General features: G+C 36.7%; 22 protein-coding genes and 1 other annotated feature. Of the genes, 19 read left to right on the top strand and 3 right to left on the bottom strand.

The annotated features are described in order from the left end of the window. The first annotated feature begins 107 nt into the window (after window positions 1-107). Both clpB and gpmA read left to right on the top strand, forming a co-directional pair. The gene (clpB, locus tag HCJ30_RS13065) at window positions 108-2708 is read left to right on the top strand and encodes an ATP-dependent chaperone ClpB (RefSeq protein ID WP_185392507.1); all 2601 of its coding nucleotides are present in this window, start codon (window positions 108-110) and stop codon (window positions 2706-2708) included. A gap of 90 nt (window positions 2709-2798) precedes the next feature. Next, window positions 2799-3488 (top strand): 2,3-diphosphoglycerate-dependent phosphoglycerate mutase, encoded by a 690-nt coding sequence (gpmA, locus tag HCJ30_RS13070; RefSeq protein ID WP_185392508.1) that lies wholly within the window; start codon window positions 2799-2801, stop codon window positions 3486-3488. A gap of 88 nt (window positions 3489-3576) precedes the next feature. On the opposite strand, the gene HCJ30_RS13075 is transcribed toward gpmA, so the two are convergent. Next, complete coding sequence (locus tag HCJ30_RS13075; RefSeq protein WP_185392509.1) at window positions 3577-3765, bottom strand: YjzD family protein; 189 nt, start codon at window positions 3763-3765, stop codon at window positions 3577-3579. Window positions 3766-4088: 323 nt separating this feature from the next. Between HCJ30_RS13075 and HCJ30_RS13080 the strand changes: the two genes are divergently transcribed. The 5 genes from HCJ30_RS13080 (at window position 4089) to HCJ30_RS13100 (ending at window position 8693) form a co-directional block, all read left to right on the top strand. Then, window positions 4089-5216 (top strand): GW domain-containing glycosaminoglycan-binding protein, encoded by a 1128-nt coding sequence (locus tag HCJ30_RS13080; RefSeq protein WP_185392510.1) that lies wholly within the window; start codon window positions 4089-4091, stop codon window positions 5214-5216. 119 nt (window positions 5217-5335) lie between these two features. Then, window positions 5336-6274, top strand: a complete 939-nt coding sequence (gene fabH / locus HCJ30_RS13085) for a 3-oxoacyl-ACP synthase III FabH (RefSeq protein ID WP_008948512.1) — start codon at window positions 5336-5338, stop codon at window positions 6272-6274. 202 nt (window positions 6275-6476) lie between these two features. Continuing rightward, on the top strand, window positions 6477-7718 hold the full coding sequence (fabF, locus tag HCJ30_RS13090) for a beta-ketoacyl-ACP synthase II (RefSeq protein WP_185392511.1): 1242 nt from the start codon (window positions 6477-6479) through the stop codon (window positions 7716-7718). Window positions 7719-7840: 122 nt separating this feature from the next. Next, on the top strand, window positions 7841-8293 hold the full coding sequence (locus HCJ30_RS13095) for a MarR family winged helix-turn-helix transcriptional regulator (protein ID WP_185392578.1): 453 nt from the start codon (window positions 7841-7843) through the stop codon (window positions 8291-8293). After that, entirely contained in the window at window positions 8277-8693 is a 417-nt protein-coding gene (locus HCJ30_RS13100) for an organic hydroperoxide resistance protein (protein ID WP_185392512.1), read from the top strand. The genes HCJ30_RS13095 and HCJ30_RS13100 overlap by 17 nt, the downstream gene beginning before the upstream one ends. Before the next feature lie 58 nt (window positions 8694-8751). Here HCJ30_RS13100 and trpS read toward each other — a convergent pair whose 3' ends face one another. Next, the gene (gene trpS, locus HCJ30_RS13105; RefSeq protein ID WP_185392513.1) at window positions 8752-9747 is read right to left on the bottom strand and encodes a tryptophan--tRNA ligase; all 996 of its coding nucleotides are present in this window, start codon (window positions 9745-9747) and stop codon (window positions 8752-8754) included. A 64-nt stretch (window positions 9748-9811) separates the two neighbouring features. Continuing rightward, window positions 9812-10039: a binding site (T-box leader), on the bottom strand. Window positions 10040-10081: 42 nt separating this feature from the next. After that, on the bottom strand, window positions 10082-10426 hold the full coding sequence (locus HCJ30_RS13110) for a DUF3899 domain-containing protein (RefSeq protein WP_185392514.1): 345 nt from the start codon (window positions 10424-10426) through the stop codon (window positions 10082-10084). A 624-nt stretch (window positions 10427-11050) separates the two neighbouring features. On the opposite strand from HCJ30_RS13110, the gene HCJ30_RS13115 reads away from it, so the two are divergent. The 12 genes from HCJ30_RS13115 to hbp2 all read left to right on the top strand — a co-directional run bounded on the left by HCJ30_RS13115 (window position 11051) and on the right by hbp2 (window position 24875). After that, a complete protein-coding gene (locus HCJ30_RS13115) occupies window positions 11051-12727 on the top strand; it encodes a peptide ABC transporter substrate-binding protein (protein ID WP_185392515.1) in 1677 nt (558 codons plus the stop codon). A gap of 286 nt (window positions 12728-13013) precedes the next feature. Next, a complete protein-coding gene (gene opp3b / locus HCJ30_RS13120; RefSeq protein WP_185392516.1) occupies window positions 13014-13943 on the top strand; it encodes an oligopeptide ABC transporter permease in 930 nt (309 codons plus the stop codon). After that, window positions 13943-14977: an oligopeptide ABC transporter permease gene (opp3C, locus tag HCJ30_RS13125; protein ID WP_185392517.1), complete on the top strand. Its 1035-nt coding sequence runs from the start codon at window positions 13943-13945 to the stop codon at window positions 14975-14977. The genes opp3b and opp3C overlap by 1 nt, the downstream gene beginning before the upstream one ends. Window positions 14978-14994: 17 nt before the next feature. Further along, window positions 14995-16071: an ABC transporter ATP-binding protein gene (locus tag HCJ30_RS13130; protein ID WP_003722316.1), complete on the top strand. Its 1077-nt coding sequence runs from the start codon at window positions 14995-14997 to the stop codon at window positions 16069-16071. Then, window positions 16068-17036 carry an oligopeptide ABC transporter ATP-binding protein OppF gene (gene oppF / locus HCJ30_RS13135; RefSeq protein WP_185392518.1) on the top strand — a complete coding sequence of 323 codons (969 nt, stop codon included), beginning with the start codon at window positions 16068-16070 and terminating at the stop codon, window positions 17034-17036. The genes HCJ30_RS13130 and oppF overlap by 4 nt, the downstream gene beginning before the upstream one ends. A 319-nt stretch (window positions 17037-17355) precedes the next feature. Further along, a complete protein-coding gene (gene spxA, locus HCJ30_RS13140; protein ID WP_003720569.1) occupies window positions 17356-17751 on the top strand; it encodes a transcriptional regulator SpxA in 396 nt (131 codons plus the stop codon). A 231-nt stretch (window positions 17752-17982) separates the two neighbouring features. Beyond that, window positions 17983-18636 (top strand): adaptor protein MecA, encoded by a 654-nt coding sequence (gene mecA / locus HCJ30_RS13145; RefSeq protein WP_185392519.1) that lies wholly within the window; start codon window positions 17983-17985, stop codon window positions 18634-18636. Window positions 18637-18762: 126 nt separating this feature from the next. Further along, window positions 18763-19872 (top strand): competence protein CoiA, encoded by a 1110-nt coding sequence (locus tag HCJ30_RS13150; RefSeq protein WP_185392520.1) that lies wholly within the window; start codon window positions 18763-18765, stop codon window positions 19870-19872. 78 nt (window positions 19873-19950) lie between these two features. Continuing rightward, complete coding sequence (gene pepF / locus HCJ30_RS13155; RefSeq protein WP_185392521.1) at window positions 19951-21756, top strand: oligoendopeptidase F; 1806 nt, start codon at window positions 19951-19953, stop codon at window positions 21754-21756. A gap of 298 nt (window positions 21757-22054) precedes the next feature. Next, entirely contained in the window at window positions 22055-22315 is a 261-nt protein-coding gene (locus HCJ30_RS13160) for a DUF3116 family protein (RefSeq protein WP_185392580.1), read from the top strand. Window positions 22316-22535: 220 nt separating this feature from the next. After that, entirely contained in the window at window positions 22536-23153 is a 618-nt protein-coding gene (isdC, locus tag HCJ30_RS13165) for a heme uptake protein IsdC (RefSeq protein ID WP_185392522.1), read from the top strand. 12 nt (window positions 23154-23165) lie between these two features. Continuing rightward, window positions 23166-24875 (top strand): hemin/hemoglobin-binding protein Hbp2, encoded by a 1710-nt coding sequence (gene hbp2 / locus HCJ30_RS13170; RefSeq protein ID WP_185392523.1) that lies wholly within the window; start codon window positions 23166-23168, stop codon window positions 24873-24875. Window positions 24876-24891: the final 16 nt, after the last annotated feature.

The following is a 24891-nucleotide window of genomic DNA, read 5'->3' on the forward strand; positions in this document are numbered from 1 at the left end:
TTTTCTATAAAAAAGATGGTTTTTGTTAGACAAACGCCATTTAAAATTCTATAATAAAGTTAAGGTCAAAAAAGGTCAGACTTATCTTTTATAAGGAGGACGAATAAATGGATTTACAAAAATTTACACAACAAGTCCAGCAAACAATTGCGGACGCACAAAATCTAGCTATTGCATCAGAACACCAAGAAATCGACGTTGCACACGTTTTTAAAGTGTTATTAACAGAGAGCGACTTTGCCAAACGGGTGTATGATGTAGCAGAAGTTGACACGGAAGCACTTCAAAAAGTAGTAGACAATACTTTGGAAAAAATCCCAGTAGTTTCAGGAAGTGGCGTGAATTATGGTCAAGCAATGAGCCAAGCCCTTTTCCAACTAATGCGGGATGCAGAAAAAGAACAACAACAATTAGAAGATGATTTTGTCTCAACAGAACATCTTATCTTAGCTATCATGGATCAAAAGTCGAATCCAATTACAGCCGAACTTAAAAATCAACGTAAAGCTAAAAAACAAATCAAAGATGCTATTTTAAAAATCAGAGGAGGGAAAAGAGTGACTTCTCAAAATGCAGAAGAAAACTATGAAGCTTTAACAAAATACGGACGTGATTTAGTCGCGGAAGTTAGAAGTGGCAAACTCGATCCAGTAATCGGACGCGATGCAGAAATTCGTAACGTTATCCGGATTTTATCTAGAAAAACAAAAAATAATCCCGTATTAATCGGTGAGCCAGGCGTTGGTAAAACAGCGATTGTCGAAGGTTTAGCACAACGTATCGTTCGAAAAGATGTACCAGAAGGACTGAAAGATAAAACGATTATTTCACTTGATATTGGTTCCCTTATTGCTGGAGCTAAGTATCGCGGTGAATTTGAAGAACGTTTGAAAGCAGTACTCCAAGAAGTAAAACAAAGTGACGGTCAAATTTTACTCTTTATTGATGAAATTCATACGATTGTCGGCGCAGGTAAAACAGACGGTGCAATGGATGCCGGAAATATGCTGAAACCAATGCTTGCTCGAGGAGAACTTCACTGTATCGGCGCAACTACATTGGATGAATACCGCCAATACATCGAAAAAGATGCTGCACTTGAAAGACGTTTCCAAAAAGTACTTGTCCCAGAGCCAACAGTGGAAGACACGGTTTCCATTTTACGTGGGTTAAAAGAACGTTTTGAAATCCATCATGGCGTTAATATTCATGATAATGCGTTAGTGGCGGCAGCGAGTCTTTCCAACCGTTATATTACCGACCGCTTTTTACCAGATAAAGCAATTGATTTAGTAGATGAAGCATGCGCAACGATTCGTGTCGAAATTGACTCTATGCCAAGTGAACTCGATGAAGTAACAAGAAAAGTAATGCAATTAGAAATTGAAGAAGCGGCTTTAAAAGAAGAAAAAGATCCAGCCAGTGAACGACGCTTAGAAATGTTGCAACGTGAACTAGCTGATTACAAAGAAGAAGCAAATAAAATGAAATCGAAATGGGAGTCCGAAAAAAGCGAAATCAGTAAAATTCGTGAAGTTCGTGAACAAATCGATCATTTACGTCATGAATTAGAAGAAGCCGAAAACAACTACGATTTAAACAAAGCCGCAGAATTACGTCACGGTAAAATCCCTGCTGTAGAAAAAGAATTACTCGCTTTAGAAGAAGAAAATCGTGAAAAAACAGCCCAAGAAGACCGGATTCTACAAGAAGAAGTGACAGAAAATGAAATCGCGGAAATCGTCGGACGCTGGACTGGAATCCCAGTGACTAAGCTCGTAGAAGGCGAACGCGAAAAACTGTTAAAATTAGCAGATGTGCTGCATCAAAAGGTAATTGGTCAAGAAAATGCCGTTCAGTTAGTTAGCGATGCCGTATTGCGTGCTCGTGCCGGCATTAAAGATCCAAAACGCCCAATCGGTTCCTTTATTTTCTTAGGCCCTACTGGTGTTGGTAAAACTGAACTTGCGAAAGCTTTGGCCTTTAACATGTTTGACTCAGAAGATCATATGATTCGAATTGATATGTCTGAATATATGGAGAAACATTCTGTATCAAGACTTGTCGGAGCGCCTCCAGGTTATGTTGGCTATGAGGAAGGCGGACAACTAACGGAAGCTGTAAGACGAAATCCTTACTCGATTGTTTTACTTGATGAAATCGAAAAAGCCCATCCAGATGTATTTAACATTCTATTACAAGTACTCGATGATGGACGTATCACGGATTCGCAAGGTCGCTTAATTGATTTTAAAAACACGGTAATTATTATGACTTCCAATATCGGCTCCAATTTATTGCTTGAAAGAACGGAAGAAGGCGAAATTTCACCAGAATTAGAATCAGACGTTATGCAAATTTTGCAAAGTGAATTTAAACCAGAATTTTTGAACCGAGTAGATGATATTATTCTATTCAAACCGCTGACATTAGCCGACATTAAAGGCATTGTGGAAAAATTAGTAGAAGAATTGCAACTTCGCTTAGCTGATCAAGAAATCTCTATTACTATTTCTGATAATGCCAAAGCCTTTATTGCCGAAGAAGCCTATGATCCAATTTACGGTGCACGCCCACTGAAACGCTACATTGTACGCCATGTGGAAACGCCACTTGCGCGAGAAATTGTATCCGGTAAAATTATGCCCCATTCATCTGTGGAAATTGATTTGCAAGAGAACGAATTTACGTTTAAAGTCACAGAATAACATGAAAAAGGTTTGACACCTCACGTGAAAGGGAAAACTTTGGTTGGATTAGTCGTTTAGAAAATAGACGAAAATGGAAGGATGAGGAAGATGAAATTAGTATTAATTCGTCACGGTCAAAGTGAATGGAACAAATTGAATTTATTTACAGGTTGGCATGATGTGGACTTGTCAGAAGAAGGCGTTGTAGAAGCGCAAACTGCTGGGAAAAGAATCAAAGAAGCTGGCTTAGAATTTGATGTAGCCTTCACTTCCGTTTTAACAAGAGCTATTAAAACACTTAATTATGTATTAGAAGAATCTGATCAAATGTGGGTCCCCGTTAATAAATCTTGGCGTTTAAACGAACGGCATTACGGCGCACTTCAAGGTCTTAATAAACAAGAAACTGCTGAAAAATACGGTGCTGACCAAGTACAAAAATGGCGCAGAAGCTATGATACTCTTCCACCATTATTAGAAGAAAACGACGAAAGACAAGCGAAGAACGATCGCCGTTATCAACTACTTGATACACACGCAATTCCCTCAGGTGAAAACTTGAAAGTAACGCTAGAACGTGTTATTCCTTACTGGATGGATACAATTGCTCCGGAAATTAAAGCTGGTCGCCGTGTAGTTATCGCAGCTCATGGTAACAGTTTACGAGCATTAGTGAAATTTTTAGAAGGAATTAGTGATGATGAAATAATGGAATTAGAAATCCCAACAGGCGTACCACTTGTATACGAGCTAAATGATGATTTAAAACCAGTAAATAAATATTACTTGGATAAATAAAAAAAGAACCGCTTTCCAGTTATTGGAAAGCGGTTCTTTTTTGAGTTACACTCGAAAAGTGAGTTCTCGCTATCAGAAAGTTGGATGTTTACTTAAAGTCATAAACTTCGCTATCTTTAGGCATCAAGAAAGTGATTAAAATAATGAAGAAGGATAACCCTACTGTTAAAATAATAGCCCGCGTCATATCAAATGATACATATAACATGGAAGAAAGAACGAATTCAGCCATTAAAGAAAGTAAGAATACCCAAATTACAGTCACCACGTAACGCATCCTTACACCCCATTTCATCTATTTCATTATACATTTTAGCACATAAAATTAGATTATCCAATCATATATCATTTGAAAATACGATTATCTAAAAAAAGGAAGGACTCTTCACAGAAACGCAGAATAATAGTGTAAAGGGGCAAATAAGCAATGACATAATATTGTCAAATGTAAACAGGTATACGTCATCCCTTTAAAATAGCCATTCTGCTTACTTTATGATAATTCTTTCATTGAAAAATTAGTAGGCTCTCAGAATGAAAATGCTAGAATGAAGAAGGTTAACAGAGACAGAGCCATTTAAATTGGGGGAACTAACTAATTTGGATAGGAAGTGCCAACTGATAATGAAAAAGAAATTCACGCAGATTTTACTAGCAAGTGTCATCGTAAGTTCTACATTGTTACCTTTTGTGGATGCAGGGGCAGCAGAAGCGAGCCAAACTGCAGTGAGTCAAGCAGGAATGACTTTATCACAACAACAATTTATACAATCAATTGCAAACGATGCACAAGACTTACAAAAAGACGAAAAAATATTAACGAGCGTTACTTTAGCGCAAGCCATTTTAGAATCCAACTGGGGCAAAAGCGGCTTATCCACTTCAGCTAACAACTTGTTTGGAATTAAAGGTAGCTATGAAGGAAGTTCCGTTTCTATGGGAACACAAGAATTTAGCAACGGCAAAGCATACCACACACAAGCCGACTTCAGAAAATATCCAGACAAAAAGGCATCATTAGTCGATCATGCGCAACTTTTTGTTAACGGAGTATCTGGTAATTCAGAATTATATTCCGCAGTCATTGGAGAAACCGATTATAAAAAAGCAGCCCACGCCATTCAAGATGCAGGTTATGCAACTGACCCGGGGTACGCTGATAAACTCATTTCAACTATTGAAACTTACCATTTGGATCGTTATGACCAAATTTACGATACAGTCACTTCAACCGAAAACCAATTAGCCTATGCAGAAATTACGAATCCAAGTGATGAAATTATTTGGACGAAACCTTACAATACAGAAGGTGCAGAAAAAGCAGGAATAACCAAAGATTACCAAAATAAAACACTTCGAATTTCTCAAAAAGCTGTAACAGAAAAAGGAACATGGTATCAACTACAAGATCAAGGAAAGACAATCGGATGGATAAACAGTAATTCAGTAACAGTTTTCTATACACCACAAAATGAAACGAATGTAACGCTAGATAAATACATCACCGATTCCGACCAAAAAATCTATGCTTACCCAGTAGAAGATAGTTCAAAAATAGTAACAAATTTAAATGATTATCTAGGAAAAGAATTAGACATAGATCGCCGTGCAGATGTAAAAAATGAATATTGGTACCGTATTAAATCAGATGATGGGAAAGTTATCGGCTGGTCCAAAGCAGGCGGTTTCGCTGAAAACAACCCTAACAAAACACTAGAAGCAAAATAAAAAATAGCAATCCAATTGCGTAATTGATGTTTCTCTGTTAAAATTAGTACCAGGTCATAAAATATCCAGGAGAAAAAGCATATTTTCATCCTGATGTAGTTTGATATGGAGGAGAACGCATGAACGCAGGAATTTTAGGAGTAGGTAAATACGTACCTGAAAGAATAGTAACAAACTTTGATTTAGAAAAAATAATGGAAACATCTGACGAGTGGATTCGTACTCGAACTGGTATTGAAGAAAGAAGAATTGCTCGCGATGATGAATATACGCACGACTTAGCTTATGAAGCAGCAAAAGTAGCAATCGAGAATGCTGGCCTTACACCGGACGATATTGATTTATTTATCGTTGCGACTGTAACGCAAGAAGCAACATTTCCATCCGTTGCAAATATTATCCAAGACCGTCTAGGAGCAAAAAATGCTGCGGGTATGGACGTGGAAGCAGCTTGTGCTGGTTTTACTTTTGGTGTAGTAACTGCAGCTCAATTTATTAAAACAGGCGCATATAAAAATATCGTCGTTGTTGGTGCGGATAAATTATCTAAAATCACTAACTGGGATGATCGCGCAACTGCTGTATTATTCGGTGATGGAGCGGGTGCCGTTGTTATGGGACCAGTTTCTGATGATCATGGTTTACTTTCATTTGACTTAGGTTCAGATGGTTCTGGTGGAAAATACTTGAACTTAGATGAAAATAAAAAGATTTATATGAATGGACGTGAAGTATTCCGTTTTGCAGTTCGCCAAATGGGTGAAGCTTCTTTACGTGTACTAGAACGTGCCGGTCTTGAAAAAGAAGAATTAGATTTATTAATTCCTCACCAAGCAAACATCCGTATCATGGAAGCTTCTCGTGAACGTTTGAATTTACCTGAAGAAAAACTAATGAAAACAGTTCACAAATACGGAAATACCTCTTCCTCTTCTATCGCACTTGCGCTTGTTGACGCAGTGGAAGAAGGGCGGATTAAAGATAACGATAATGTCTTGCTTGTCGGTTTTGGCGGCGGACTAACTTGGGGCGCCCTAATTATTCGCTGGGGTAAGTAAGCAACAAATTAAAAATGGAAAGTTGCCCTAACGATTATTTTTGTTAGGACAACTTTCCTTTATTTATGTTATAATGAAACAGGCTTTTGGTTTATTTGTTTGTGCACTATTTTTAATTTTAAATAAAGCCTTAACTTTATACTAGCTGCTGTCATTAGACAGAAGTTGTTTTTTATGAATTGCAAAATAAGGAGATGAGTAAATGGATAAGAGAAGAGTAGTTGTTACTGGTATTGGCGCTGTTACACCAATTGGAAACGATGCGGAAACTTCTTGGGAAAACGCAAAAAAAGGTGTTAATGGTGTTGCAGAAATGACAAGACTTAATCCGGATGACTTTCCGGTTAAAATTGCAGCAGAATTAAAAGATTTTGATGTAGAAAAATATCTAGAGAAAAAAGAAGCTCGTAAAATGGACCGTTTCACGCATTACGCAATTGCAAGTGCTGAAATGGCTGTACAAGATTCTGGTTTAGTTATTGATGATTCCAATGCAACTCGCGTAGGCGTTTGGATTGGTTCGGGAATCGGCGGAATGGAAACTTTCGAAACGCAATATGAAATTTTCTTAAACCGCGGACATCGTCGAGTTAGTCCGTTTTTCGTTCCAATGATGATTCCGGATATGGGTTCCGGTCAAGTTTCTATTCGTTTCGGAGCGAAAGGTATTAACTCAACAACCGTTACAGCGTGTGCAACAGCAACAAACTCTATCGGTGACGCATTTAAAGTTATCGAACGTGGAGATGCTGATGCCATGATTACTGGTGGAGCAGAAGCACCGATTACAAAAATGTCACTTGCTGGTTTCACTGCGAACAAAGCTTTATCATTAAATCCAGATCCAGAAACTGCATGTCGTCCATTTGACAAAGACCGTGATGGTTTTATCATTGGTGAAGGTGCAGGGATTGTTATTTTAGAAGAATACGAACACGCAAAAGCTCGTGGTGCGAAAATTTATGCAGAAATCGTTGGCTACGGCGCAACAGGTGATGCATACCATATTACTGCGCCAGCTCCAAATGGTGAAGGTGCGGCTCGTGCAATGAAAATGGCCATTGATGATGCAGGACTTACTCCTGACAAAGTGGATTACATTAATGCGCACGGAACAAGTACGCCTTACAATGATGAGTATGAAACACAAGCAATTAAAACAGTCTTCGGGGATCATGCGAAAAAATTAGCAATTAGTTCAACTAAATCAATGACTGGACACACTTTAGGTGCATCCGGTGGTATTGAAGCTATTTTTGCGCTGTTGAGTATCCGTGATAACATTATCGCGCCAACAATTCATTTAGAAAACCAAGATGAAGTTTGTGACTTGGATTACGTTCCAAATGTAGCTCGTGAAACAGAAGTAAATGTAGCACTTTCTAACTCTTTCGGCTTCGGTGGCCATAACGCTACTTTAGTATTCAAAAGAGTAGAAGAATAAGCTTATAATCAAAAGCCTTACCTCAAATAAAGAGGTAAGGCTTTTTTTGAGCAGAAAACTAGCTTTATTTATTAATGTTGTATAAAATTAAATTGCACACAACTTAAAAGGAGGAGAACATGTTGGACACGAACACGCGCATATTAGAAGAACAGCTATGTTTTTCTGTTTACAATGCATCCAAACAATTCACGAAACGGTATCGCGAAGCTTTAGAGCCGTTTCAATTAACCTATCCACAATACATTGCACTGCTTGTTCTATGGGAAGGTGAGGAACAAACGGTATCAGACCTTGGAAAGCGCTTGGCTTTAGATAGTGGAACGTTAACACCTATGCTAAAACGAATGGAGCATTTAGGATATGTTACACGGAGTCGTCATCCGGAAGACGAACGTCGTGTTTATATTCGCCTAACAGAAAAAGCAATAAAAATACAACCAGATGTATTAAAAAGCGTGGACAACTGCCTTCAATTACTCGATTTTGCAGAATTAGACTACACACAATTACTTACCAAAATACAAGCGTTAACAAAACAATTAGGAGGAATAGAAAATGAAAAAATTATATGAAACAACGGTCATTAATACTGGTGGAAGAAGCGGTGAAGTTCATTCGCCAGACAACGTATTTTACTTTGATATCTCTGCGCCAACAGAACTTAGTGGAGATGGTGGCGGTGGAACGAACCCAGAACAACTATTTGCCGCTGGATACGGAGCTTGTTTCAACAGCGCTTTAGAATTAGTTCTTGGAAAAGCAGGAATTGAAGCAAAAAGCACAGTAACAGCAACTGTTAGCTTATATAGCGACCCAGAAGACAATGGCTTTAAAATTGGCGTCTTATTAGAAGGAACTATCGAAGGCCAAGATGAAGAAAAAACAGAAGCACTACTTAAAAAAGCACATGAAGTATGCCCATATTCTAAAGCAACTCGTGGCAACATTGATGTAGAAATTAAAGTAGGTTAATCCTTAAATAGAAAAAGCCGGGTACTTGAGTTAATCCAAGTACCCGGCTTTTTTATCGTTATTTTCTGCGTTTACGGCCAAGCCCAACGCCATTTTCCATTTTCTTCAATGTTTTATTTGCTACACGAGCAGCTTTTTCTGCTCCTACATCTAAAATGGTGTCTAATTCTGCGGATTCAAGATAAGCGTAATATCTTTCTTGAATTGGCTCAAGTTCAGCAACAACTAGCTCAGCCAAATCAGTTTTAAAATCGCCATAACCTTTACCAACATATTTTTCTTCTATACTAGCAATCGTTTCACCAGTAATAACGGAATAGATAGTTAGCAAGTTAGATACACCAGGTTTTTCTTCTTTATTATATTCAATGATGCCGCTAGAATCCGTCACAGCGCTTTTGATTTTTTTTCTAATAGTTGCTGGCGGATCTAGTAAGAAAATCGCATTTTTTAAATTTGCATCCGATTTACTCATTTTTTTCGTTGGATCTTGCAAGGACATCACTCGAGCACCTTGTTTAGGAATAAATACTTCCGGCATCGTAAAGATATCAGCATGTTTTTTATTAAATCGCTCTGCTAAGTCACGAGTTAATTCAATATGTTGTTTTTGGTCTTCGCCAACAGGGACTAAATCTGTTTGATAAAGTAAGATGTCAGCAGCCATTAGAGGTGGGTAGGTTAAAAGTCCAGCGCTAACGCCAGCTTTTCCATCTGATTTATCTTTAAATTGCGTCATACGCTCTAATTCGCCAATATAAACGTTACACTGTAAAATCCATGCTGCCTGCGCGTGTGCTGCTACTTCTGATTGAATAAAAAGAGTCGCTTTTTCTGGATCAAGTCCAACCGCTAAATAAAGCGCTGCAAGGCTTCTTGTTTGCTCGCGAAGTTTTAATCTATCTTGTGGTACCGTAATCGCGTGCTCGTCTACGATACAATAAAAACATTCGTACTCATCTTGGAACTGCCCAAATTGTTTCAACGCCCCAATATAGTTTCCTAAAGTTAGTTGTCCACTAGGTTGTATTCCGGAAAAGATTACTTTTTTCATGTTTATTCCTCCAATTTTTTCACTGATTGCGAAAATAAAAAACCGTCCATCCCAACAAATAAATGTTAGGGACGAACGGTTATCCGCGGTGCCACCCTAAGTACCAAAAAGGCTCTTAGCAATAGAAAATTTCTATTAAAGAAGTAACGGTCTTTAGCCGCTGTTTGCTACTAATCTTTCACAAACAGTCCTTAGAAGTCCATTCGATTTTGCGCTTTATCTGTTTTCACCAACCACAGACTCTCTATTATAAAGCAACAAAATGTACTAATCTTCCTATTAACGCATCAGTTATATTACATTTATTCTAGCAGTTTTCAAATCGGCTTGTCAATTACAAAAACATGCACAGAATACTAGATAGCATAACAAGAAGGGAACTAATCAAAATTCCAGCGTACTGAAGGCCAACTAGCTCAGATAATAGCATATCCGAGAACTCACTCTCTTCTTCTCGTTTAATTTTACGAGAGAGGTTTCGAAAGCCGTTATGGACACGGTCTAAAAAGCCAGTTCTCATAATATAAACGAATAACCCTATTAATAATGTAATAAGCGCTACAAGGAAAGAAACATCCACATAATTGCTTAAACTAACATGCTGGTTTTTGCCGAAAAGCAGAATACCAAAAATAATGGCTTCTTGAATAAGTGTATAAATAGTAATTCGTAAAAACATTTCTTCACCTCTAATTAAAATTCATAATTCACTCTATCACAATTTCCATAGAAAGACTATATGATAGAAGGAAGCTATCATGCGATGTTAGAAATTTGTCCATTTTTGTTCAAAAAAAAGCCTTACTGTCTTTACAGATTGTTAATAAAAAAATGCCTTTATATCAACGTTTTTCGAATTTATTACAAAATTTAATTAAATTTTTGGTATTTTTATCTAGACAACAGCTCAAAAAAAGTATATAAATATAATAATCCTTTAAAAAATTAAAGGGGTTCGATATTTTCTCTTATACAAAAAAGATAACTTCTTCCAGTTAAAACTTAATTGGCAAAGTTCGGCGTAAATTTATCAATTTAAATGGTTATGTTTTCTGAAAACTTAATCAAAAGGTTTAGCAAAGTATACATAATTAATTCGAGTTATTGCAAAATAGAGGATTGTGTAACGCTCTCTGTTCAGAGTTTTCACGCAATTTCAATTTTGCCTTAATATTTTAATAACTTGTATCTTTCATCCTTGTTTTCATTTATCTTGTAAAAATAATTTACAAAGCCAGAAATCTTAGAGTATAATAGGTATCGAAACAATTTTTCAGAAAAATAAAAAAGGGAGGTCTACTTAGTGAAAAAATCTAAATTATTTCTTACACTTGGATTAACACTATTACTAAGCTTAGTCTTGGTAGCATGCGGAGGCGGATCAGATTCCAAATCCGACAAAAAAGGCTCAGATTCAGGAAAAGCTTCAGGAGAGCAAGTTCTTAACTTGACAGAAAGCGCACTAATTCCTTCTGCAGACAGCACAAAAGCGGATGACCAAGTTGGTTTAAACGTTGTAAACCAAACAAACGAAGGTCTATATGCGCTTGACAAAGATGGTATTCCTGCCATTGCCGGTGCTGCTGAAGAGCCAAAAATTAGCGATGACAAAACAGTTTATACTATCAAACTTCGTGAAGACGCAAAATGGTCTAACGGAGATCCTGTAACTGCAAATGACTATGTTTACTCATGGCGTCGTGCAGTTGACCCTAACACTGCTGCAACTTATTCTTACCTATTTGATGCAATCAAAAATGGTACTGATATCGTAGCTGGCAAGAAAAAACCTGAAGAATTAGGAATTAAAGCAGTAGATGATTATACTTTAGAAATTACTTTAGCTAAACCAACTGCTTACATTAACTCATTATTTGCATTCCCGACTTTCTTCCCACTTAACGAAAAATTCGTTACGGAAAAAGGCGAAAAATATGCACAAAATAGTGATAACATGTTATTCAACGGACCTTTCGAGTTGAAAGACTGGACTGGAACAAACAAAAAATGGACTTATGTAAAAAATGATAGCTACTGGGATAAAGATAAAGTTAAGTTGAAACAAATCAACGTACAAGTTGTTCAAGACTCCGGTACTGGACTTAACTTATACAACACTGACAAAGTTGACCGTACAGTATTAAGTGCTGATTATGCGGCTCAAAACAAAAACAATAAAGACTACGTTACAGTGAACGATTCTTCAACATTCTACATTAAATTTAACCAAAAACGTGCTGGCAAAGACACAGTATTTGCTAACAAAAACATCCGTAAAGCTATAGCTCTTGCGATTGACAAACAATCGTACACTGATACAGTTCTTAAAAACGGATCTAAACCTGCAAACAATCTTGTACCAGAAGGTTTCACTTTTGACCCAGGTAACAAAGAGGACTATACAAAAGAGTCTGGTAAACATTTAGAATATGATGTAAAAGAAGCACAAAAAGCATGGAAAGCTGGTTTGAAAGAACTTGGAGTTTCCGAAATTACAGTTGAATTCACTAGTGATGACACTGAAAATGCGAGAAAATCTTCTGAATTCATTCAAGACCAACTACAAAAGAACTTAGACGGTCTTACAGTTAAACTTAAAAACGTACCATTTAAAGTTCGTTTACAAAATGACCAAAACCAAGATTACGACTTCTCAATGAGCGGCTGGGGTCCTGACTATCAAGATCCATCCACTTTCTTGAACCTATTCGTAACTGATGGTGCACAAAACAGAATGAGTTATTCTAACAAAGACTATGACAAGATTTTAAATGATGCTTCTGTAACTTATGCAGCTGACGATCAAAAACGTTGGGATGAAATGGTTAAAGCAGAAAAAATCCTTCTTACGGATGATGTAGCTATTCAACCACTTTATCAACGTTCTACTGCATACCTACAAAAAGACTACATTAAAAACTTGCAAAAAAATCCATTTGGTCCAGATTACACTTACAAAGAAACATACTTGACTAAATAAAATATTAGTCTTTAAGAAATGCTTGACGGAAAGAGAGAGTATATTTCGATATGCTCTCTCCTTTTGCTGATGATTTTCATGTTTTCATGTGTTATAATTTAAAATTAAAGTATCCTTTTCTAGTTATCTAGAAACCTAACATTCGAAAAATGAAGTTTTTTTCCTAACTAATTTGCGCTAATGCAATAAAAGTTTAGAAATGAAGAAAAAGGCTCACTAAACTTGCGGATTTGGTTAGGAATGACTTTTTTTATATATTTATTAAAACTGGGAGGTGTAGAGATAGATGGTTAAATATACGTTAAAAAGAGTATTATATATGCTTATAACGTTATTCATCATTGCTTCGGTTACGTTTGTTCTTATGAAATTCTTACCTGGTACGCCTTACCGTAATCAGGAGAAACTATCTGACGAACAAATTCACATGATGAATGAAAAATACGGACTAAATGATTCAATTCCAGTCCAATACTTTAATTATATGACAGGTTTGGTAAAAGGTGACTTAGGTGTTTCCTTCCAACTTGATAATAGACCAGTGTCTGAGATTTTAGGTGCACTGATTGGTCCATCTGTCCAATTAGCACTCGAGGCAATGGTATTTGGTGTTATATTTGGGATTTTACTTGGGGTAGTGGCGGCCATGTACCAGAATAAGTGGCCGGATTATACGAGTACATTTATAGCAATATTAGGTAAGTCAGTTCCATCTTTCGTATTTGCGACTGTTTTACAATACTGGCTTGGAGCAAAACTTCAAATTTTACCAGTAGCAGGTTGGGGCACGTTTGCAGATACTATTCTGCCAGCATTCGCACTTGCGATGTTCCCGCTAGCGACAGCAGCTCGTTTCATGAGAACAGAATTAATCGATGTATTTGCGTCTGATTATGTTCTACTTGCAAAAGCGAAAGGGAATAGTAGAACGGAAGTAGCAGTTAAACATGCGATTCGTAATGCACTTATTCCTTTAATTACAGTTTTAGGACCATTATCGGTTGCACTGATGACTGGTTCCCTTGTTATTGAAAATATTTACAGTATCCCTGGTATCGGTAGTCAATTCGTTTCTTCTATTCAAATGAACGATTATCCTGTTATCATGGGAACTACATTATTATTTGCTGCTATGCTTGTATTTGTTATCTTGGTAGTAGATATTCTTTACGGATTGATTGATCCACGAATCCGTGTGTCTGGAGGTAGAAAATAATGGCAGAACATAAAATTGCAAAAGAAAGATTCCAGCCAGCACACATTCTAGATGCCGAAGCGGAAAAGATTACGCGTCCAAGTTTGACGTTTATGCAAGACTCTTGGCTTCGTATTCGTAAAAATAAAGCTGCTCTAGTTTCACTTATTGTATTAGCACTTGTTATTATCATGGCAATTGTAGGCCCTTATTTGTCACAAAACTTAGGACCAAAACATGATATTAATAGACAAATTACTGAAAATGCGAGTCTTCCTCCAAAAGTACAAGGTTTTGAAAATATGCCTTTCTGGAATGGACATCAATCCATTGGTGGAGAAGACGTTGATATTTATAAACAAAATAATATTAAAGAGGGTACTTACTACTGGTTAGGTAGTGATACGCTTGGACGTGACCAATTTGCTCGTATTTGGGCTGGTACACGTGTATCTCTTATTATTGCTGTTGTTGCGGCACTATGTGATTTAATCATTGGTGTTACTTACGGCTTGATTTCTGGTTATGTTGGAGGTCGTGTTGATAACTTTATGCAACGTGTGCTAGAAGTTATTGGTGCTATTCCAAACTTAGTTGTCGTTATTTTAATGATGCTAATACTTGATCCAGGGATTATTTCTATCATCATAGCGATTGCGATGACGAGTTGGATAACAATGGCCCGGGTAGTCAGGGGACAAGTTTTAAAACTCAAAAATCAAGAATTCGTTATGGCTTCTACAACTTTAGGGGAATCTACTCCTAAAATTCTTATTAAACATTTAATACCAAATATTTCTGGGATTATTATCATTAACATTATGTTTAGTATTCCTAGTGCGATTTTCTTTGAAGCCTTTTTAAGCTTTATTGGACTTGGTCTTCCAGCGCCAGCAGCGTCTCTTGGTGTCTTGGTAAATGATGGGTATAAAACATTACAAGTATTACCGTATATGATTCTTTATCCATGTATTGTACTTTGTATCATCATGATTGCATTTAACTTAATTGCAGATGGTTTGCGCGATGCCTTTGATCCTAAAATGCGCGATTAAAAGAGAGGTGAGGAAAAATGGAAAAGCTATTAGAAGTTAAAGATTTAAATATTTCATTCCACACATATGCCGGTGAAGTTAAGGCGATTCGTGGAGTTAATTTTGACTTATATAAAGGAGAAACCTTAGCGATTGTTGGCGAATCTGGTTCTGGTAAATCAGTAACGACAAAATCGATAATGCGTTTACTTCCAGAAGGTAACTCAGAAATTAAAAGTGGCCAAATTTTATTTAACGGAATGGATATCGCTAAAGCTCACGAAAAACAAATGCAAAAAATTCGTGGGAAAGATATAGCTATGATTTTCCAAGATCCAATGACATCCTTAAATCCTACGATGACAATTGGTAAACAAATTTCTGAACCACTTATTAAACACCAAAAAATCAGTAAACATGAAGCTCACAAAACAGCGCTTCGTTTACTTCAATTAGTTGGTATTGCCAATGCAGAAGAAAGAATTAAACAATATCCTCACCAATTTTCTGGTGGGATGCGTCAACGGGTTGTTATTGCGATTTCACTTGCTTGTAACCCACAAATTCTTATTGCAGATGAGCCAACAACAGCGCTAGATGTAACTATCCAAGCGCAAATTTTAGATTTAATGAAGGACTTACAGAAAAAAATTGACACATCGATTATCTTTATTACCCATGACCTTGGTGTTGTAGCAAACGTTGCAGACCGTGTTGCCGTTATGTACGGTGGTAAAATTGTTGAAATCGGTACGGTTGATGAAATTTTCTATAATCCGCAACATCCTTATACATGGGGATTAATTAGTTCAATGCCTACTTTGGATACAGATGATGAAGAATTATTTGTTATCCCAGGTACACCACCAGATTTACTTCATCCTCCAAAAGGGGACGCATTTGCTGCACGTAATAAATACGCAATGCAAATTGACCTTGAAGAAGAGCCACCACTATTTAAGGTGTCTGATACGCATTATGCGGCTACATGGTTGCTTCATCCTGATGCACCAGAAGTAACGCCTCCTGATGCTGTATTACGTCGCCAAGAGCAGTTTGCGGAACTTCATCCTGGCATGCAAGCTGTCCATGCGAAAGGGGTAGAAGTAGAATGACTGAACAAAGAGAAAAATTATTAGAGATTCATAATCTAAAACAATACTTCAACAAAGGTACTGCAAGTGAAGTACGCGCGGTTGATGATATTTCTTTTGATATTTATAAAGGTGAAACACTTGGTTTAGTAGGAGAATCTGGTTGTGGTAAATCTACAACTGGACGTACTATTATTCGTTTATATGATGCAACTGGTGGAGAAGTTATTTATAATGGCAAAAATGTGCATGCACGTAAAAGCCGTAAAGAAATGCTTGAATTCCGCCGCAAAATGCAAATGATTTTCCAAGATCCATATGCGTCTTTAAATCCGCGTATGAAAGTTAAAGATATCATTGCAGAAGGTATTCGTATTCACGGCCTTGCTAAGACGCCTGAAGAAACGAATCAACAAGTTTATGAGCTACTTGAAACAGTTGGTCTAAGTAAAGAACATGCTGGTCGTTACCCGCATGAATTCTCCGGTGGTCAACGTCAACGTATCGGTATCGCTCGTGCGCTTGCTGTTCAACCAGAATTTATTATTGCCGATGAGCCTATTTCCGCACTGGATGTATCTATTCAAGCGCAAGTAGTTAACTTATTACGTCAATTACAAAAAGAAAAAAATCTGACTTACCTATTCATTGCCCACGATTTATCAATGGTTAAATACATTAGTGATCGTATCGGCGTAATGTACTTCGGTAAATTAGTAGAGTTAGCGCCTGCCAATGATTTATATCATGCACCGCTACACCCTTATACGGAATCTCTTTTATCCGCGATTCCTTTGCCAGATCCAAATTATGAGCGTACTCGTGTGCGTAAAGCATATGATCCAACTTCTCATAACTATAAAGATGGCGATGAAATTAAAATGCGCGAAATCGCTCCTGGACATTTTGTTTATTGTTCAGAAGAAGAAGAAGTTATGTATAAAGAAAAGCATGCTAAGCTAACTGCTGAAGCCGCTACAAAATAACACTAAAACATCAATCAGAGTAAAATTTGATTGATGTTTTTTTCACAAAATTAAAATTCTCATGAAATTCTCATAAAAAAGCGTTTTTTTTCATGTGATTTTAGTTTAAACAAGTTATAGTAGGGGTATCATATACATAACGGCTTGCTAACAATGGTTTTACATATTTGGAAAGAAAATTTTAAAAAATAGTATATGGAATTTCACAAAATTAGTGTATAATGAAGTGTAAGTTCTTTAATGAATTTTCCAAATAGAGATATTGCTAGAATTTCGTTATATGAATGAAACAATACCCGATAAGGAGTGTGAATGTCTAATGGTAACGTTATACACTTCACCTAGTTGCACATCTTGCCGAAAAGCTCGTGCATGGTTGGAAGAACATGATATCCCTTATAAGGAAAGAAACATTTTTTCTGAGCCACTTAGTTTGGATGAAATTAAAGAAATTCTTCGTATGACTGAGGATGGTACAGATGAAATTATTTCCACTCGTTCAAAAACGTTCCAAAAATTGAACGTGGATTTAGATAGCCTTCCTTTGCAACAACTATTTGAATTAATCCAGAAAAATCCTGGCTTATTAAGACGTCCTATCATTATTGATGAAAAACGTTTGCAAGTTGGGTACAATGAAGATGAAATTCGCCGTTTCTTACCGCGCCGTGTACGTACGTATCAACTACGTGAAGCGCAAAAAATGGTTAACTAAGATTGATAAAAGTGGTTGCCGAGAATTCCATTCAGTTGGATTCTTGGCGCTTTTTTTGTAATTGGAGTAAATGTTCTTGAATTTTTTTCGTTTTTCAGCTAAGATAATAATCCACCTATGAAATTGAAGGAAAAATGGTGGTACTATTTGCTAATATGAGCTACAATGAATTTAACCAATTAAGTTTCACCCTTCATTGTCAATGACTAAGAAGGAAGGGAGAGTGTGACGATGGAAATTGAACGAATTAATGAGGATACAATCAAGTTTTATATCTCTTATCTGGATTTGGAAGAGCGAGGTTTTAACCAAGAAGATGTTTGGTATGATCGCGAGAAAAGTGAAGAACTTTTCTGGGATATGATGGATGAGCTGAAATATGAAGAAGAGTTCTCTCCGGAAGGTCCGCTCTGGATACAAGTCCAAGCCTTAAAACATGGCTTAGAAGTATTCGTAACAAAAGCTACAATTGGTGGAAAAGGCGAAGATGGCTTTGATGTCACGCTGAGCTCCCCAGATGAGCTTGCAGAAGAAAAAATCGAAAAACTACTCGAAGAAAACTTCAATCCAGTGAGAAAAGAATCACTCGGAGAAGATGATACGCTAGAGTTTATTTTAGAGTTCCGTGATTTTGAAGATGCTATTTCACTTTCACGAGCAACAGGACTGGAAAATTTAGTAACTAAGCTATTTTCGTATCAAGGAAAGTATTATTTGAATGTAGAATTTCCTGAGAATAAATATGATGAATCTAACATTGACAATGCCGTTAGTATTTTGCTTGAGTACGGTTTAGAGTCGAATTTAACTGGTTATATGCTTGCAGAGTACGGAAAAGTAATTTTTGATGTTCCTGCATTAAAGCAAATAAGAAAACATTTCTAAAACTTCATTTTGAAGACCCGTTTGTGCTGAAAAATTAGCCAAACGGGTCTTTTTTGCGATTTTAAAAATAAGAAAGGAATTGGGCGCTCGTGCGGCGAATATTAATATTAAAGAGCTAATAGGAGAGTGATTATTATTTTTACCGCCAGAAATAGCACAGGAGAAACTTTTACTATTACTAAGATGAACGTCGAGCGAATTAAGCAAGAAGAAAGGCTGTTTTGTAAGTCATGTGCCAGTCCCGTCATGATTAAAGCTGGGCAAATTAAGATTCCTCATTTTGCTCATGAGAAGACTATGAAGTGCGCATTTGCATCGGAAGGAGAGAGTGAAGCACATTTAGCAGCTAAGCGACAAATCATGGCGTGGCTTTGTTATCAAGGAATATCAGTAGAAGTAGAAAGCTATTTTCCTGAAATTAATCGGCAAGCAGATATATTAGTGGGTGGCAAGACGGTTATTGAATTTCAACGTTCCTCTGTTCCAATTAGCGAGATGGTTCAGCGTACGATGGATTACTTGTCGATTGGTTTAGAAGTGCACTGGGTACTTGGACAGATGCTAAAAAAAGAGAAAGGACGTATTTGTCTTTCTGCGTTTCAGCAAGCCTTTGTTCAGTCTGATTCCAAGTTAGGTTATCATTTTTGGCATTACTCGGCAGAACATGAGATTTGTACATTGTATTATCATTTAACTTTTGAGAAAGGAAATCGCTTTTTTGCAAGTGAGATGCCTTTTTCGATGAAGATACCATTTAAGGATTGGGAGCGGAAGATGGCGCGAATTATAAGTCGACAAGCCTATGTAAAGCGAGATAGAGCATTAGAAAGACAAAAAATTTGTTTTTACTACGCCAAATTTAAAAAACATGGTCAATTTATGCAGAAGTTATATAATGCCGGATATTATTTACACTATTTACCGAAAGAAATCGGGGTGGATTTAGAAGAGCAATTTTTAGTTGTGACGCCGGCTGTAGAATGGCAATTTGATTTATGGGAAAAGTTTTTTAAAGGATTAGAGAAGGGGGATACTTTCAGCGAGCATTGTTTTTTAGAAAGTTTTCAATCAGTTGTAACCCCTATCTTAACCATTTGGCTATCGCCTCAAGAACATTGGAAATTAGGTAAAGCGTACATTTCTTACTTGATTAGTAAGGGAGTTCTATCGGCAATGCCAGAAAATCGTTATCGGGTGCGGCGAATTATGACATTTTCTAATACTCGAGTGGGGTAAATAGAATCATCTGTTTTGCTTTTTTAGTTATTTTGGCTCATAATAAAATCAAAATGATTATGGTTGGGGGTTTTAATATTGAGTAAAACAAATGCATTACCTTTAAGAGAAGAAGTACCAGAAAATCTAACGTGGGATTTAACGACTATCTATCCAAATGATGAAGCTTGGGAACAGGCTTTTGTAGATTTACAAAAAATTACCGAAGAAAGCGAGCAATTTAAAGGTCGATTAGCAGAAAGTAGCCAAACACTTTTTGAAGCACTTCAATTTCGTGATAATACGTATGATTTGATTAGTAATTTATATGTTTACGCTCATTTGAAAATGGACCAAGACACAGCTAATGCGAAATATCAAGGACTATATAGTCGCGCAGGAAGCCTTGTTACCAAACTAATGTCTGCACTATCTTATTACGATCCTGAGATTTTAGCGATGGATGAAAGTACGCTACAACAATTTTTAAATGAAAATAAAGAGTTACAATTATATGCTCATTTATTAGAAGAGTTAAATTTAAGCCGACCTTATATTTTGAGTGAAAAAGAAGAGGCGTTACTTGCGAATGCGGGGGAAGTTCTAGGAAATTCTTCCAATACGTTTAATACATTAAATAATGCGGATATGAAGTTTCCGACGATTAAAGATGAGAATGGTGAGAAAGTCGAAATTACGCATGGTCGTTTTGGCAAGTTGTTAGAAAGTAATGATCCGCGTGTGCGTCGTGATGCGTTTCTTGGCGTTTATTCTGTTTATGAAGGGTTGAAAAATACGCTAGCTTCTACTTTAAATGGCCAAGTAAAAAAATCTAATTTTTATGCTGCTACTCGTGGCTATACTTCGGCTCGTGAGGCTGCTCTTTCGGGAAACCATATTCCTGAAACAGTGTATGATTCATTACTGAAATCGGTGAATACTAATGCTAGCTTGCTTCATCGTTATGTAAAATTACGTAAAGAGTTGCTTGGTTTAGAAGAATTGCATATGTATGATCTATATACGCCGCTTTCGGATGATGTTAATTTGGAATTCACGTATGAGGAAGCGAAAGAGCTTGTGCTTGAAGCATTAAAACCACTTGGAGAAGAGTATCAGGCAATTTTGAAAGAAGCATTTGATGGTCGCTGGATTGATGTGATGGAAAATAAAGGAAAACGTAGTGGGGCTTATTCTTCTGGTTCATATAGTACGAATCCGTATATTTTACTGAATTGGCAAGATAATATTAATAATGTGTATACGCTGGCTCATGAACTTGGACATAGTGTGCATAGTTATTATACTAGAAAAAATCAACCATTTGTTTATGGCGATTATTCGATTTTTTTAGCAGAAGTGGCTTCTACTACGAATGAGAATTTATTGACTGATTATCTGCTTAAAAAATACGATGATCCAAAAGTGCGCGCTTATTTATTGAATCATTATTTGGATGGATTTAAAGGAACGGTATTCCGTCAAACACAATTTGCTGAATTTGAGCATGCGATTCATCAAGCGGACCAAGAAGGTGTCGCTCTGACTGCTGATTATTTAACGGAAACGTATTTTGATATTAATAAGAAATATTACGGGGAAGCGATGGTTTATGATGCTGAAATTGGCTATGAATGGTCTCGTATTCCGCATTTCTATATGAACTATTATGTGTTCCAATATGCGACTGGTTTTTCAGCAGCTTCTGCATTGAGCGCGAAAATCTTAACAGAAGGTCAAACAGCTGTAACGGCTTATATTGACTTTTTGAAAGCTGGAAGTTCTGATTATCCGATTGATGTTTTGAAAAAAGCTGGCGTGGATATGGCAACACCTAAGCCTGTGGATGATGCTTTAAAAGTATTTGAACAACGATTAGATGAATTAGAAAAACTAGTTAAATAATTGTTTGTGAATTTTGCTAAAAAAAGACACGTTAGCGCGAATGGCTACGTGTCTTTTTTTCTTATGTTTAAGTGGTGTCAGTATTCACGAAATGTACAAATAAAATTTGCTATGTGAACTATTGAATTATAAGTGGTTATATGGTATATTATAACCGTGAAATAAATCACAAACAAATACCCCCTTTATTTGATTGTGTGAATTTCTCCTTTTGATTGCGCTGTAAGAAGCCGTGGCATTTAGCTACGGCTTTTTACGTTATTTATGTTACTAACTCAGAATTGAAGGATGATAAATGATGGAATTTAAAGATGAAAACTTATTACGAGAAGTGCTTCTTTTTGCGGGAAGTGTGGATACGAAGATTAACGATATGTCGCTTGAGGTGATTGATTTTGGGAATCTGCGGAACTACACGAAAAATGAAGTGCTGTTAACACTTTATTGGTTGGAAGAAAATGGCTTTTTAACTAGAAATAATAATATTGCGGAAAAACGCTATACGTTAACTTTAAAAGGGGAGCTATTATACGATCGCTATGCTCAAATAGATGAATAGTCATTAGAAAAGTAAATAATTATTAACCATGGATAGGTGTTGCTATTCATGGTTTTTTTGATTGTGAAAAAAGTTTTAACATCATAACGTGGTTGACAATGATAATCATTATCAATTAAAATGATAATTAACGTATCCTTTTACATAGACTTTTACTCCGCAAGTGTTTGTGGGGGTTTTTTATAAATAGTAGTTTTTATTAAAGAAGGGAGATTGAAGGATGAAGAAATTTTTAGTTTTGGCTGCTTTTGTTGCGGTATTTAGTTTTTCGTTTCTTTCGAGTGGATTAACGGCACAGGCTGCACTTAAAGATGGAACCTATTCGGTTGATTATACGGTATTACAAGGGGATAGTGATTCTGTATCTATGGCGAATGACTATTTCGATAAGCCGGCAACGGTAACAGTAAATGGAGGGAAATCTACGGTTAGTTTGCAAGTGAATCATAGTAAATGGATTACTGGCTTATGGGTGGAAGGTAGTGCGGTTAGTGTGACTTCGAAAAACACTTCCAATGATACGCGAAAAGTGTCCTTCCCAGTTTCGACTTTAAGTAGTCCAGTAAGTGCGAAAATCAAAGTAGATATCGATGACGACAGCTTAAATTATCATCATCAATATCAAATCAAGTTACGTTTTGACGAAGGGTCTGCTAAATCTTTAGCTGGGGCTGTGAAATCTTCTGATAATAGTAATACAACAACGACGAACGACTCAAATAATCAAGTAGCAAATCCAAAGTCTAGTGATTCTAGCCAAATGTTTTTATATGTCATTATTTTTGTTGCAGCGGGAGCTGGGTTAGTTTTACTTAAAAGACGGGCGATTTTTAAATAAAGGGGGATTATAATGAAGAAATTATGGAAAAAAGGTTTAGTCGCTTTTTTAGCTTTGACACTTATTTTTCAGTTGATACCGGGGTTTGCGAATGCGGCTGATTCTCGTCTAAAAGATGGCGGGGAATACCAGGTTCAAGTGAATTTTTATAAAGATAATACTGGGAAGACTACGAAACAGGCTTCTGAGGCAGATAAATATATTGACCATACGGCAACGATTAAAGTGGAAAATGGTCAACCATATATGTACTTAACGATTACAAATAGTAGCTGGTGGCAAACAATGGCGGTTTCAAAAGATGGAACTCGTCCTGAAAAGCCAGCACAAGCGGAAGTTTACCAAGCTGGTTATCAAGATGTGCAAACTGTTAGTACGGATGCAGCGAAAGATACGCGTGTAGAGAAATTCAAGCTAAGTTCTTTAGATGATGTTATTTTTTCTTATATGCATATTAAAGTGGATGCGATTAGTTATGATCACTGGTATCAAGTCGATTTAACAATAGATCCAAGTACTTTCAAAGTGATTTCAGAGCCAGCAGTTACAACGCCAGTAACGCTTTCTGATGGGATTTATACGATTCCGTTTGTAGCGAAAAAGGCTAATGATGATAGTAATTCAAGTATGCAAAATTACTTTAATAATCCTGCTTGGTTGAAAGTGAAGAATGGGAAGAAGATGGTTGCGATGACCGTCAATGATAATAAAACTGTAACAGCTTTAAAAACAACTCTAGCTGGAGCTTTGCAAGATGTAAAAGTTGTTTCGGAAGATAAAGATGCTAATACGCGAATTGTGGAATTTGAAGTGGAGGACTTAAATCAACCACTTGCAGCTCATGTGAATTATGAAGCGCCGTTCAATGGTTCGGTTTATAAAGGACAAGCGGACTTCCGTTATGTTTTTGACACTTCGAAAGCGGTTGTGGCAAGTTCATATCCGGGTAGCGATGAAACGCCTCCTGTAGTGGATCCTGGCGAAACGAATCCGCCTGTAACAAAACCAGATCCAGGTACAACGAATCCACCTGTGACAACACCGCCTACAACACCAAGTAAACCGGTAGTAGTTGATCCTAAAAATCTATTAAACAATCATACGTACTCGATTGATTTTGATGTATTTAAAGATGGAACAACGGAAACTTCGATGATGGAAAGCTATGTGATGAAACCGGCTTTGATTAAAGTAGAAAATAACCAACCGTATGTTTATTTAACGTTAACAAACAGTAGTTGGATTAAAACGTTCCAATATAAACAAAATGGTGTTTGGAAAGATATGGAAGTTGTTTCTGGAGATATCAATAAAAATACGCGAACAGTGAAATATCCTGTGAAAGATGGCATGGCTAATACGGATGTGAAAACGCACGTATTAATTGAAGATATGCCAGGATTCGCTTACGATCATGAATATACTGTTCAAGTAAAACTGAATGCAGCGACTATTAAAGACATTACCGGGAAAGAGGTAACATTAAAAGAGCCTGTCAAAAATGATCTTTTAGGTACAGGTAATGTAGTGAACAATAATAATGCTGGACCAAAGTTAGCAAAACCAGATTTTGATGATACAAATTCTGTTCAAAAAACAGCAAATAAAGCAGAGAAAAATGCAAAAACAAGTGATTCATCCAGTATGGCTTGGTATGTGACATTATTTGGGGCATCTTTCCTTTATTTAGCTTATCGATTAAAACGTAAAAGATTGAGTTAATAAAACGATAAAAGCG

This window comes from Listeria cossartiae subsp. cossartiae (assembly GCF_014224155.1).
Taxonomy (GTDB): domain Bacteria; phylum Bacillota; class Bacilli; order Lactobacillales; family Listeriaceae; genus Listeria; species Listeria cossartiae.

What these genes read in the sequence shown, in the direction of transcription:
- fabH (WP_008948512.1), top strand. Translation starts at nt 5,336, where the DNA reads ATGAACGCAGGAATTTTAGGAGTAGGTAAATACGTACCTGAAAGAATA.
- HCJ30_RS13130 (WP_003722316.1), top strand. Translation starts at nt 14,995, where the DNA reads ATGGAAAAGCTATTAGAAGTTAAAGATTTAAATATTTCATTCCACACA.
- isdC (WP_185392522.1), top strand. Translation starts at nt 22,536, where the DNA reads ATGAAGAAATTTTTAGTTTTGGCTGCTTTTGTTGCGGTATTTAGTTTT.
- spxA (WP_003720569.1), top strand. Translation starts at nt 17,356, where the DNA reads ATGGTAACGTTATACACTTCACCTAGTTGCACATCTTGCCGAAAAGCT.
- oppF (WP_185392518.1), top strand. Translation starts at nt 16,068, where the DNA reads ATGACTGAACAAAGAGAAAAATTATTAGAGATTCATAATCTAAAACAA.
- opp3b (WP_185392516.1), top strand. Translation starts at nt 13,014, where the DNA reads ATGGTTAAATATACGTTAAAAAGAGTATTATATATGCTTATAACGTTA.
- HCJ30_RS13160 (WP_185392580.1), top strand. Translation starts at nt 22,055, where the DNA reads ATGGAATTTAAAGATGAAAACTTATTACGAGAAGTGCTTCTTTTTGCG.
- HCJ30_RS13100 (WP_185392512.1), top strand. Translation starts at nt 8,277, where the DNA reads ATGAAAAAATTATATGAAACAACGGTCATTAATACTGGTGGAAGAAGC.
- fabF (WP_185392511.1), top strand. Translation starts at nt 6,477, where the DNA reads ATGGATAAGAGAAGAGTAGTTGTTACTGGTATTGGCGCTGTTACACCA.
- HCJ30_RS13075 (WP_185392509.1), bottom strand. Translation starts at nt 3,765, where the DNA reads ATGCGTTACGTGGTGACTGTAATTTGGGTATTCTTACTTTCTTTAATG.
- clpB (WP_185392507.1), top strand. Translation starts at nt 108, where the DNA reads ATGGATTTACAAAAATTTACACAACAAGTCCAGCAAACAATTGCGGAC.
- gpmA (WP_185392508.1), top strand. Translation starts at nt 2,799, where the DNA reads ATGAAATTAGTATTAATTCGTCACGGTCAAAGTGAATGGAACAAATTG.
- mecA (WP_185392519.1), top strand. Translation starts at nt 17,983, where the DNA reads ATGGAAATTGAACGAATTAATGAGGATACAATCAAGTTTTATATCTCT.
- trpS (WP_185392513.1), bottom strand. Translation starts at nt 9,747, where the DNA reads ATGAAAAAAGTAATCTTTTCCGGAATACAACCTAGTGGACAACTAACT.
- HCJ30_RS13110 (WP_185392514.1), bottom strand. Translation starts at nt 10,426, where the DNA reads ATGTTTTTACGAATTACTATTTATACACTTATTCAAGAAGCCATTATT.
- opp3C (WP_185392517.1), top strand. Translation starts at nt 13,943, where the DNA reads ATGGCAGAACATAAAATTGCAAAAGAAAGATTCCAGCCAGCACACATT.
- hbp2 (WP_185392523.1), top strand. Translation starts at nt 23,166, where the DNA reads ATGAAGAAATTATGGAAAAAAGGTTTAGTCGCTTTTTTAGCTTTGACA.